This window comes from Neorhizobium sp. BT27B, from assembly GCF_050455485.1.
GTDB lineage: Bacteria > Pseudomonadota > Alphaproteobacteria > Rhizobiales > Rhizobiaceae > Neorhizobium.
In genome coordinates this window covers 340,418-354,233 of the sequence record NZ_JBCIYT010000005.1, presented here as the reverse complement: position 1 = coordinate 354,233, position 13,816 = coordinate 340,418, and the positions used below count along the sequence as shown (strand labels likewise).

The following is a 13,816-nucleotide window of genomic DNA, read 5'->3' as shown; positions in this document are numbered from 1 at the left end:
AATACGGGGTTTCCAAAACATCATGTATTGCTAAAATTAATAGCTGCTGTTTGTAATTTGGTAAACAACTGAATCCTAATATTGCGTACCGGTTAATGCGATCGCTGATGTCAGGTGGGTTCAAAAAGCCCGCCGGCGCAAAATCTGGACGTAGTGTCCAGGCCATTTATGCGCGGGAAGGTAAGTCATGAACGAGCATTTCACTCGCCCGAAAAAGCCTCTTCCGAAGAAGAAGGCGAAAACACAGAAGGCGAGGGGGCAGGATCGCTTCGGTTCCATGTTGATGGAGCTTGAGCAGCGTATTGCCTTCGATGCAGCCGGTGCAGCGACGCTCGAACATGCTCAGGAGAAAGATCAATCAGCCACCCATGAAGCCGCTGAAAAGGCGGTTTCCGACACGCGTGAAAGCGACGCGCTTACGCGCGCGCTGACGGCCGCGGCCGAAGGCGCCCATACGGGTGTACAACCCACGACTGAGGCCGCGACATCCGGGGCCGGCCGGCAGGTCGTCGTGGTCGACAGCTCGGTGCCGAACTACGAATCACTTCTGCAGGGCATCGAAGGTGATTTCGAACTCGTCGTTCTGGAAAGCGGACGCGACGGCGTCGAGCAGCTGGCGGAAGCGCTGCGGGGCATGGACAATGTCCAGTCCATCCACATCATCTCCCATGGCGATGAAGGCCGCCTTTACCTCGGCACGGCGACGCTGACGGTCGAATCGATGGCCGATGAATATGCGGACGAATTGCAGAGCCTGCGCTCCTCGCTCGCTGACGATGCCGATATTCTCATCTACGGCTGTGATTTTGCCCGCGGCGAACTCGGCGAAAGTGCTGCCCGGATGATGGGTTATCAGACCGGCGCCGATATCGCGGCATCGGACGATGCGACCGGTGCGACCGCCAAGGGCGGCGACTGGACGCTGGAATATCGCTACGGCGAAGTGAGCACCAAATCCGTCGTTTCTGCCGATGCGCAGGAACATTATGCGGAACTGCTCAATGTGCAGGCTTCGGTCGGCAGCGGTGCGGTTCTGGTGTCGTCCGAGCGAACGATCTACAGCGTCGATCTGGCCACCGGCAAGGCAACGGCGATCACGGTTGTGCCCGGCTCCGTCGGCGGCATCACCATGTCAGACACCATCAATTCGCTGGCCGTCGATCAGGCGAACGGGCTGATCTATTACACCGACTCCGCATCGGCCAGCACCAACAGGGCGTTGTTCGCCTATGACTTCATCAACAATACCCACATCCTCATCGACAACGATCTGGGCAGCAACGGTTCCATTACCAATGTTGTTCTGGGCACGCGTGGCCTCGGCAGTGGCGCGGCGGCCTTCTATGGCGGCACGCTTTATCTCGGCGTGGAATCCGGTGCCGGTGACGCCCAGATCTGGCGCCTGACCTTTTCGCCGGATGGCAAGACATTGGCCGGCGTTTCGACCTTCGGCTCCAATCTCGCCAGCACGGACTGGGGCGACTTTGCCATCGATGCCACCAACAGCAATCTGCTCAGCATCACCGGCACCGGCATCACCCGCTACAATCTAACCACCGGCGTTGCCGTCACCGGTACCTTCACCAATCCCGGCGCCACGCAGGGTGCCAATGATGCGGCCGGCAATTCCTATGTCGTCGGCGCACTGACCACCAATGGCACGCCGATCATCCAGCGTTTCAACCCGACGACGGGTGCGACCGTCGGCTCCGCCCTCACCATCACCACCAATGGCACGACGGCATTGTCGACGCTCGTCAGCGATGCGGCCACCTGGACCCCGCCGACGGCGTCCATCGGCGATATCGTGTTCGACGACAACAATGGCAACGGCACGTTCGAAGCGGGCGTTGACGGTGGCATTTCCGGCGTTACGGTGCAGCTGGTGGATGACGTCAACAACAATGGCGTTGCCGATTCCGGCGAGCGCGTGATTGCGACAGACACCACGAACATCAACGGCGCCTATCTGTTTACCGGCGTGTTGCCGGGCCAGTATGTCGTCCGCGTTACCGATACCAACGGCGCACTCGGCAGTTCACCCGCCACGACTGCCACCACACGCTCCGTGTCGATAGGCGCCATCGGCGCGTCGGTGCTGACCGCCGATTTCGGCTATAATGCCGTCGGCCCCACAGTCGATCTGAACTCCGGCACGGTAAGCCAGGAAATCGTTTCCAATGGCGCCGCCCCCGGCGGAACCGGCTGGACGGTTTCCGGCAGCGGCAGTATTGTCAACAATGGCTTCGCCTGGACGGATACCGGCGGCACGGGCACGGTGACGCAGACCGGACTGTCCGGCTGGAACGATGGCCTTGCTCCATCCGGGGCAGCCCAGCTCACGTTCGAAGTCGGCTGGAGCAACAATGCCGGCATCCTTGGCTCGACGGATAACACGACGCCAGCGACGCTCGATATCTCCATCGGCGGTGTCGTTTATGCGCGTGTCTCGACAGGTGTCACGGGCGGAACGCCGAATATCGCGACCATCACCTATCTGAACGGCGCAAGCGGCTCGCCGGCCACCGTTGCCGCCTCCGCGGTCAACACCGCGGCGTGGACCCGGACCGCCGTCACGATCAATCTGCCGTCGACGGTGGCGGCATCAGGCGCTCTGGTGTTCAGCTATTCCGCCACGGGCGGCATTCTGGGCCTTGCTCCAAGCACGGATGACATTTTTATCGATAGCGTCAGCGCGCTGACCAATGTCGATGCGAGCCCCGGTGTCAATTATTCGGCCACATACACGGAAAACGGCGCCGGCGTGAACATTGCCGCTGCTGCCGCGAGCGTGCGGGATCTCGACAGCGCCAACATGCGCGCAGCATCCATCGTGCTGACCAACGCACAGGCGGGGGATCTGCTGGCGCTCGGCACCTTGCCGGCCGGCATCACCGGCAGCATCGATACATCGGTTGCCGGGCAGATCACCATCAACCTGACGGGCAGCGCCACGAAGGCAGCCTATGCCACGGCAATCCGCAACATCACCTTCTCCAATTCCGGCGACAATCCCAGCACCACGGCCCGCGTCATCAACGTCACCGTCAATGACGGTGCCTTCTCTTCGCCGATTGCTACCTCGACGATCAGCGTCATCGCCGTCAACGACGATCCGGTCAATACCCTGCCAGCCGCAGGCTGGACCACGAACGAAGATACCAATATCGCGCTGACAGGCCTGTCGATTGGCGATCCGGATGCCGGCACCGGCACCATGACGGTCACGCTGTCGGTCGGCAGCGGCACGATCACCGCCACCAGCGCCGGCGGCGTCACCGTCAGCGGTTCGGGCAGTTCGATCACGCTCACCGGCACGCTTGCCGCCATCAATGCCTATCTCGCAAGTGCATCCGCCCCGGTCTATGTCCCGGTCGCCGATGCCAATGGCGCGGTTACCCTGACCATGGTCACCAGCGATGGCGGCAATACTGGCATCGGCGGCACCAAGACCGATACCGACACGCGCACCATCACCATCAATCCCGTCAACGACGCGCCGGTGCTCGACCTCGACAGCAGTGCCGCCGGCACCGGCTTCAGCGCCGCCTACACGGAAAATGCCGCCGGCATCGCCATCACATCGGCCGCCAATACGTCGGTTATCGATGTCGATAATGCCAACATGGCTTCGGCAACCGTTGTTATCACCAATGGCCAGGTCGGCGACGTTCTTGCCATGGCGGCAGCCCTGCCGGGCAATATCACCGTCTCCTATAATGCCGCGACGTTTACGTTGACGCTCACCGGCTCCGACACCAAGGCAGCCTACCAGAGCTATCTGGCACAGGTCCGTTATTCGAGCACATCCGACAATCCGACCAATGGCGGCACGGCCACCAGCCGCAGCATCAACGTGTCCATCAGTGGTGGCGCGCTGTCCTCCAACACTGCCGTCACCACGGTGGCGGTCACCGCCGTCAACGACGCGCCGATCAACACCATTCCGGCCGGCTGGACCACCAACGAAGATACCAGTGTTGCGCTGATCGGCCTTGCCGTCACCGATCTCGATGCCGCTTCGGGCACGATCACGGTCCGTCTTTCGGTGCCGACCGGCACCATCACCGCGACGGCTGGCGGCAATGTCGCCGTCAGTGGCTCCGGCAGCAACTCGCTGCTGCTGACCGGAACACTTGCCAATATCAACGCCTATCTCGCCAGCGCGGCAGCCCCCGTCTATGTGCCGGTGGCGGATGCAAACGGCGCGGTGACGCTGACCATGGTCACCAATGATGGGGGCAATACCGGTGGCGGCGCACTGACCGATACCGACACCGCAACCATCACCATCACGCCGGTCAACGACGCGCCCATCCTCGATCTGAGCGCTGCCGGCAGCGGCACCGGTTATTCGACCAGCTATACGGAAAATGGCACGGGCGTCGCCATCGTCGCCTCGGATGCGCTGATCACCGATGTCGACAACGCCAACATGGCGTCGGTCATCGTCAGGATCACCAATCCGCAGGCCGGCGACGTGCTGTCCTTTACCGGGACGCTGCCTTCCGGCATCACGTCGGTGGTCTACGACCCAGCCACCTCGACCCTGACGATTTCCGGTTCGGCGTCGAGGGCCGCCTATCAGACTGCCCTGCAGCAGGTGCGTTATTCCTCGACCTCGGAAAACCCCTCGACGGTTACCCGTAACATCAGCGTCGTCACCAATGATGGCGCACTCAACTCCAACATTGCAATTGCGTCCGTCGATGTCATTGCCGTCAATGATGCGCCGGTCAACACCGTGCCCGGCGCACAATCGATTGCCGAAGATACGATGACGCCGATCAGCGGCATCTCTGTCGGCGATGTCGACAGCACCAACGTCACGGTCACGCTCACCGTCACCAACGGCATCCTGTCGCCGTCGGTCACCAATTCCGGTACGGTAACGGGCGTCGGCACGGCGACCGTTACTGTCTCCGGCACGCTGGCGCAGGTCAATGCCGTGCTGGCCTCGATGCGCTATCAGGGCAATGCCGATTTCAACGGTTCCGACACGCTGACCATCGTCACATCCGACGGTTCGCTCACCGATACCGATACGGTGGCAATCACCGTCACGGCTGTGGCCGATGCCACCAATGATACGATCGCGGCGGTCGAGGACGCGCCGATCTCGTTCAACGTGCTGACCGGCACCGGCGGCGCCACCGCCGATACCTTTGCCAATCCGGCCCGTTTCGTCAGTGCAATCACCCAGCCGCCAGCAGGGCAGGGCACCGTCACCTTCAATGCTGACGGCACGATCACCTACACGCCGACAGCCAATTTCAACGGCCAGACGAGTTTCACCTACACCGTCAATTCGGGTGGCGTTTTCGAAACCGCAACCGTCACCGTCAATGTCGCCGCCGTCAACGATGCGCCAGTCAACACGCTGCCGGGCGCCGGCTGGTCCACCAATGAGGATGTCGCGGTCGCGCTGAGTGGCCTCTCCGTCGCCGATGTCGATGCCGCCACCGGTGTGATGACGATCACGCTTTCGGTTCCCTCCGGCACGATCACCGCTACGGCCGGCGGCAATGTCACTGTCAATGGTTCCGGTACCGGCACACTGCTGCTCACCGGCACGCTTGCCAATCTCAACGCCTATCTCGCATCCGGCGCGGTGCCGCTTTACAATCCCGCCGCCAATGCCAATGGTGCCGTCGTCCTGACAATGACCACCAATGATGGTGGCAATACCGGCTCGGGCGGGCAGCTTACCGATATCGATACCCGCACGATCACCATTGCCGCCGTCAACGATGCGCCGGTCAACACGCTGCCGCCGACTTTCTCGGTGGCGGAGGATACCGCGCTCAGCCTTGCCGGCCTGGCGATAACAGATGTCGATGCCGCCAGCGGCACGATGACGGTCGTCCTCAGCGTTAATTCCGGCCTTCTGTCGGCAACGGCCGGCGGCAGTGTCACCGTCAACGGTTCCGGCACGGCGAGCCTCACGCTCACCGGCACGCTCGCCAATATCAACGCCTATCTGGCCAGCGCCGCATCGCGCCCGGTTTTCACCCCAGTGGCCGATTTCAACGGCAATGTCACCTTGACGATGACCACCAGCGATGGCGGCAATACCGGCTCGGGCGGCACGCTGACGGATGTCGATACCAGCATCATCACCGTCACGCCGGTCAACGATGCGCCGGTGCTCGATCTCGACGCATCCGGTGCCGGCACCGGCTTTGCCACCAGCTATACGGAAAAGGGTGCGGGCGTCTCGATCGCCGATGCCGACGTGTCGATCATCGATATCGACAATACCAGCATGGCGGGCGCAGTGATCACCATCACCAATGCGGTGGCAGGCGATGTTCTCATCGTGTCGGGCACACTGCCGGGCGCCATCACCGCGAGCTATGACCCCGTCAATTTCCGCCTTACCCTGACGGGTGCCGGCACCAAGGCGGAATATCAGGCGGCACTACAGCAGGTTCTCTATCGCTCCACCTCCAGCGATCCGGGTTCGACGCCGCGCAGCATCTCTGTCACCGTCAATGACGGCGCACTGAATTCCAACACGGCGATCACCACCGTCACGGTCATTCCGGTCAACGATGCGCCGGTCAACGGTCTGCCTGCGACCTTCAGCGTCAATGAAGACACGCAACTGACGCTCGCCGGCATCACGCTCACCGATGCCGATGTCGGTTCGGGCACGATGACGGTCACGTTCGCGGTCAATTCCGGCACGATGACCGCCGTTGGCGCAGGTGGCGTCACGGTCTCCGGCACGGGCACCGCCACCATCACGCTCACCGGCACGCTCGCCAATATCAACGCCTATCTGGCGTCCGCATCTGCACCAAAATTCAATCCGGTGGCCGATTATAACGGCCCCGTCACGCTGTCGATGACCAGCAGCGATGGCAGCCTGACCGATACCGATACCAGCATCATCACCGTCAATGCCGTTGCCGACATCGTCGCCGACACGGCCACGGTCGCGGAAGACAGTGCGGTTTCGATCAACGTTCTCGCCAACGACACGTTCACCAATGCTAACCGCACCATTTCGGCCGTCAACGGCACTGCGATTGCGGTCAACGGTGTCGTCGCCGTCACCAATGGCACCGTTCGCCTCAATGCCGACGGGACCCTGACCTTTACACCGGCTGCCAATTACAATGGTCCGGCCACGTTCTCCTACACGGTCACCTCCGGCGGTGTCACCGAAACCGCCAACGTCACCGTCACCGTCACGCCGGTCAACGATGCGCCGGTCAACACCGTGCCGGGCGCGCAGACGACGGCGGAAGACACAACGCTTGCGATCGGCGGCATTTCCGTCACCGATATCGATGGCGACAACCTGACGACGACGGTCAGCGTCGCGCATGGCACGATCTCCGTCACCGCGGCCGGTGGCGCCACGATCGGCAACAACAATTCAGGCACCGTCACGATCAGCGGCAGCGCTAGCGCGGTCAACGCCGTGCTCGCCAGCCTGCGCTATAACCCCACCGCCGATTACAACGGTCAAGACACGATTACGGTCGTCACCTCCGACGGCACGGTCAGCGATACCGATACGATCGGCGTCACCGTCACGGCCGTTCCTGATATCGTCGCCGATACGGTGACCACGCTTGAAGATACGCCGATCACCTTCAACGCCATCACCGGCGTTGGTGGCGGTTCCGCCGACAATTTCGAAGGCACGCCGGTCATCACCTCCGTCACCCAGCCGCCGGCCGGGCAAGGCACCGTCACCTTCCTCGCCAACGGCTCGATCACCTATACGCCGGCTGCCGATTTCAACGGCCAGACGACGTTCACCTATACGGTCACCTCGGGCGGGGTCACTGAAACGGCCACCGTCACCGTCAATGTCACGCCGGTCAACGATGCGCCGGTCAATACTGTGCCAGGTGCGCAGAGCATGACCGAAGACGGCACGCTCACCTTCTCCTCTGCCGGTGGCAATGCCATCATCGTCGGCGATGTCGATGACACCAGCCTGACCGTCACCATCACCGCCGCCAACGGCACGTTCTCGCTTTCGGGCATTGCCGGCCTGACCTTCACCACCGGCAATGGCACGTCCAACACCACGATGACCTTCTCCGGCACAAAGGCAGCGATCAACGCAGCCCTTGCCGGCGCAAGTTATGCGCCCACCGCCGATTATTACGGTGCGGCCGGCGGCATCACCATCTCGACGACGGACGGCAAGGTCGGATCACCGACCGTTTCCAATATCGCCGTTACGGTCACCGGTGTTGCCGATATCGTCGACGATACAGCATCGACGCCGGAAAACACGGCGGTGGCGATCTCCGTCCTTGCCAATGACAGTTTTGAAAATTCGGGCCGCACCATCACCGCTGTCGGTGGTGTTGCCATCACGGCCGGCGGTGCGCCGGTCACGGTAGACAGAGGCCAGGTGCAGCTGACCGCCGGTGGCCAGCTCATCTTCACGCCGAACAACGCCTATGCCGGCGTTACCAGTTTCACCTATACCGTCACCTCCGGGGGCGCGACCGAAACTGCTACCGTCACCGTCGCCGTCGCGGCCGTCAACAAGCCGCCGGTCAACACGCTGCCGCCGACTTTCTCGGTTCTGGAAGACAATGCCCTGCCGCTGGCCGGCCTGTCGATCGCCGATCCCGATGCCGGCACCGGCAATGTCACGGTCACCCTGTCTGTCGGCTCCGGCGGCCTGGCTGCCTCCTCGTCCGGCGGCGTCACCGTTGCCGTCGTCAACGGCGGCACGATCACGCTGACCGGCACGCTTTCCGCCATCAACACCTATCTGGCCAGTGGCAACCGCCCGGTCTTCACCCCTGCCGCCAATTCGACCGACAGCGTCACGCTGACCATGACCACCAACGATAACGGCAATACCGGTGGGCCGGCGCTGACCGATATCGATACCGCGACGATCACCATCACGGCGGTCAACGATGCGCCTTCGGGCACCGACAAGACGGTGACGATTGCCGAGGACGTGAGCTACACGTTCAGCACCGCCGATTTCGGCTTCTCCGATCCCAATGACAATCCGGCCAATGCCATTTCCGGCGTGGTCATCACCACGCTGCCCACCAATGGCACGCTGACGCTTGGCGGTACGGCCGTCACCGCCGGCCAGTTCATCGCCGCCGGTAGTCTCGGCAATCTCGTCTTCACGCCGGCGGCCAATGCCAACGGTACCGCGCTTGCCGCCTTCACCTTCCAGGTGCGCGACAATGGCGGCACTGCCAATGGCGGTATCGATACCGATCAAAGCCCCAATACGATCACCTTCAACGTCACGCCGGTCAATGACGCGCCGGTCAACACCCTGCCGGGCACGTTTGTCACCGACGAGGATACGTCCTTCGCGTTGACCGGCATTTCCATCACCGATGTCGATGCCGGCGCCGGCCAGATCACCGTCAGCCTGAGTGTCTCGTCGGGCGTTCTGTCGGCAAATGCTGCCGGTGGCGTCACGGTTGCCGGCACGGGCACCGCCTCGCTGACCCTGACCGGCACGCTTTCCCAGATAAACGCCTATCTGGCGTCCGCCAACCGTCCGCAGTTCACGCCGGCGCTCAATGCCAATGGTAGTGTCACGCTGACCATGGTCACCAATGATGGTGGCAATGCCGGCGCGGGCGGCGCGCTCAGCGATACCGACACCGCGGTCATCACCGTCAATCCGGTCAACGATGCGCCGGTTGGCGCACCCGGCAGCTACACGACCAATGAAGACACCGCTCTCAACGGCACATTGCCGGTGGCAACCGATGTCGATGGCGACACGCTGACCTATTCCGCCGGCGCCACGGCACCGGCCCACGGTACCGTCGTCATCAATGCCAATGGCACGTTCACCTATACGCCGGCCGCCAATTACAACGGCTCCGACACCTTCACCTACCGCGTCAGCGACGGCAAAGTCGCGGTCGAATACACCGTCACCGTGGGCATCAATCCGGTCAACGACGCACCGGTCGCCAACAATGATTCCGCCGGCATTCTCGCCACCGGCACGGCCTCGATCAACGTTCTCACCAACGATACGGATATCGATGGCGATACGCTGACCGTGGTGCAGGTCAACGGTTCGGCCTCAGGCGTCGCCCAGGCGGTTGCCGGCAGCGGTGGCGGCACGTTCACCATCGGTGCAAACGGTCAGGCCGTCTTCAATCCGGGCGCTGCGTTTGTCGATCTTGCAGCCGGCCAGACCCGCACGTCATCGGTCACCTATCAGGTGTCCGACGGCAATGGCGGCACGTCTTTTGCCACCTTCACCGTCACGGTTACCGGCGTCAACGATGCTCCGGTCTCGACGCCGATCGCCAGCCAGAGCGGCAGCGATGCGCAATTCGTGTCCTTCTCGGTTGCCGGCAATTTCTCCGATCCGGACAGCGGCGATACGCTGACCTTCAGCCAGACCGGCCTGCCACCGGGTCTTTCCATCGATGCCGCCGGCACGATTTCCGGCACGATCAACCGCAGCGCCAGCACCGGCAGCCCCTATTCGGTCACGGTAACCGCGACGGATGGCAGTGGCGCGCAGGTCAGTCGCACGTTCAGCTGGACCGTCACCAATCCGGCGCCCGTTGCCGTCAACGACGCGGCGGCGACCACCGAAAACGCCAACGTGTCCGGCAATGTCATCACCGGTGACGTCAATGGCGTCGGTGCCGACAGCGATCCGGACGGCGACCCGATCGTGGTCTCGGCGGTCGGCGGTTCGGCTGCCGGCATCGGTACGGCTGTTACCGGCTCGAACGGTGGAACGTTCACGATCGGCACCAATGGTGCGTATGTCTTCAATCCCGGCACTGCCTTCGACAATTTGGCTGCTGGTCAGACGCGCACCACCGCCGTCACCTATACGATCTCGGACGGACAGGGCGGCACCGCCACGGCAACGCTCACCGTCACGGTCACCGGCACCAATGATGCGCCGGTCGCAGTCAACGACACGTTCACCACCAACGAGGACCAGCCGGTCACCTTCGATGTGCGCAGCAATGACAGCGATATCGATGGCGGCACGCTGTCGGTCACGCAGATCAACGGCACGCCGATCGCGGTCAATGGCAGCGTCGCGCTGGCCAATGGTACGGTCACGCTCAATGCCAACGGCACGCTGACCTTCACGCCGAACGCCAATGCCAATGGCGGCGTCAGCTTTACCTATACGCTGTCCGACGGGCAGGGCGGTTTCGCGACCGCCAGCGTCAGTGGCACGATCGTCCCGGTTCAGGACCCGCCGGTCGCCGCCAACGACACGTTCACCACTGCAGAAGATACGCCCGCCACATTCGACGTGCGCCTGAACGACAGCGATCCGGACAATGATCCGCTGACCGTCACGCAGATCAATGGCAGCGCGATTTCGGTTGGCGGCAGCGTCACCGTCACCGGCGGCCGGGTCACGCTCAATGCCAATGGCACGCTCACCTTCACGCCGAATCTGAATTACAACGGCAGCCCGTCCTTCACCTATACGATCTCGGACGGCAACGGGAACACGGCAAGCGCCACCGTCAACGGCACGGTCACGCCGGTGCAGGATCCGCCGGTCGCCGTCAACGATACGTTCACGACGGCAGAAGACACTGCCGTCACGTTCGATGTACGCACCAACGACAGCGATCCGGATGGCGACACGCTGTCGGTCACGCAGATCAACGGCACCAACATCACCTCCGGCAACAGCATCGTCGTTACCGGCGGTTCGGTGCGTCTCAATGCCAATGGCACGCTGACCTTCACACCGAACGCCAACTATTTCGGCACCCCGTCCTTCACCTACACCCTGTCCGACGGGCAGGGGAACACGGCAACCGCCACGGTCAACGGCACGGTGACCCCGGTCAACGATGCGCCGGTTGCCAATGACGATACGTTCACCACCGCCGAAGACAATGCGGTGAATATTGCCGTGGTCACCAACGATACCGATATCGATGGCGACAGCCTTGTGGTCACCCAGGTCAATGGCAGTGCCATTGCCGTCAACTCCTCGGTCGCCGTCACCAATGGCAGTGTCCGGCTCAATGCCAATGGCACGCTGACCTTCACGCCGGCTGCCAATTATAATGGCCCGATCTCGTTCAACTATACGGTTTCCGATGGCAATGGCGGCGCGGCCACCGCTACCGTCACCGGCACTGTCACGCCGGTCAACGATGCGCCGACCGTCGTCAACGACACGTTCACCACGCCCGAAGATACGGTCATCACTTTCGATCCGCGCGCCAATGACAGCGATATTGATGGCGATGCCATCTCGATCACCGCCATCAACGGCACGCCGATCGCCATCAACGGTTCGGTCACCGTTACCGGCGGCGTTGTCACGCTCGATGCTGATGGTCGCCTGACCTTCACGCCGACGGCCAATTTCAACGGCCCGGTCAGCTTCAGCTATACCGTCTCCGACGGCCTCCTGAGCACGACGGGTAACATCAGCGGTACGGTCACGTCGGTCAATGATGCGCCGGTCTCCTCGGATGTCACCGTCGGTATCAACGAGGACACGGTGCTTTCCAGCACGCTGCCGGCTGCCACCGATGTCGATACCGGTGATACCGTCACCTATGCCGCCGGCTCCACGCCACCGGCCAATGGTACCGTCGTTATCAATGCCAACGGCACCTATACCTACACGCCGAATGCGAATTTCAACGGCCGCGATGCGTTCAGCTTCATCGTCAGCGATGGCAAGGGCGGCACCAACGAATACACCGTCACTGTCGATGTGGCGCCGGTCAACGACGCGCCGACCGCCGGCACGCTGCCCAACCGTTCTGCCACCGATAGCGCCAGCATCAGCATCAATGTGTCCGGTGTCTTCAGCGATCCAGATGGCGATGCGTTAAGCTACAGCCAGAGCGGCCTTCCCGCTGGGCTTTCGATCACCGCAGCCGGCGTCATCACCGGCACGATCGACCGCCAGGCGAGCATTGGCGGCCCGAACGGCAACGGCGTCTACACCGTCACCGTCACGGCATCCGATGGCAATGGCGGCAGTGTTGCCCGCACCTTCACCTACACGGTCACCAACCCGGCGCCGATCGCCGTCGGCGACAGTTTTACCACGCTTGAAGACACGCCCTATACGATCAACGTCCTCACCAATGACAGCGATCCCGATGGCGATCCGCTCTTCATCACCAGCGCGACTGCCGTCAACGGTTCGGTCACGATCGGCGCAAACGGCCAGATCACCTATCAGCCGAACGCCAATTTCAATGGTACGGACACGATCGTCTACACGATCTCCGACGGCAATGGCGGCACGGCGACCGCCACCGTCGCGGTCACCGTTACGCCGGTCAATGATGATCCGGTTGGCGGCACCATTCCAGATCGCACCCGCAATGACGGCGATGCCGATACGCTCGACGTGCGCGGTTTCTTCAGCGATCCCGATGCCGATACGCTGACCTATACCGTCAGCGGCCTGCCGGCAGGGCTTACATTCAACGGCTCGGTCATCAGCGGCACGATTTCGAGCGGCGCTTCCGGCCCAACCGGTGAGGCCGTCTACACGGTGATCGTTACTGCCAACGACGGCAAGGGCGGCGTCACGCCGATCACCTTCCGGTATACCGTTCTCAACCTGCCGCCCGTCGCGCTCGATAACACCGTGACGACGACGGAAGACACGCCTGTCGATATCTTCGTGCTTGCCAACGACAGGGACCCGGATGGGGACGTATTGTCGATCGTGCGTGTCGACAACAAGGACCTGACGCTCAATACGCCGCTGGCGACCGCGCATGGCACGGTCACGCTTTTGGTGGGACAGGATGGCAAACCGTACCTGCGATTCACGCCGAATGCGAACTACAACGGCTCGGAAAGCTTCACC

The 13,816-nt window shown here is 62.5% G+C and carries 1 protein-coding gene (only partly in view); it reads left to right on the top strand.

Features of this window, described 5'->3' with window-relative positions; translation table 11 throughout:
- Positions 1-187 precede the first annotated feature (187 nt).
- Positions 188-13,816: the 5' end (the start) of an Ig-like domain-containing protein gene (locus tag AAIH70_RS15770; RefSeq protein ID WP_430034598.1), read on the top strand. It continues 14,619 nt past the right edge of the window; 13,629 of the gene's 28,248 nt are visible here — the first part of the coding sequence; it begins with the start codon at positions 188-190; its stop codon lies off the right edge, out of view.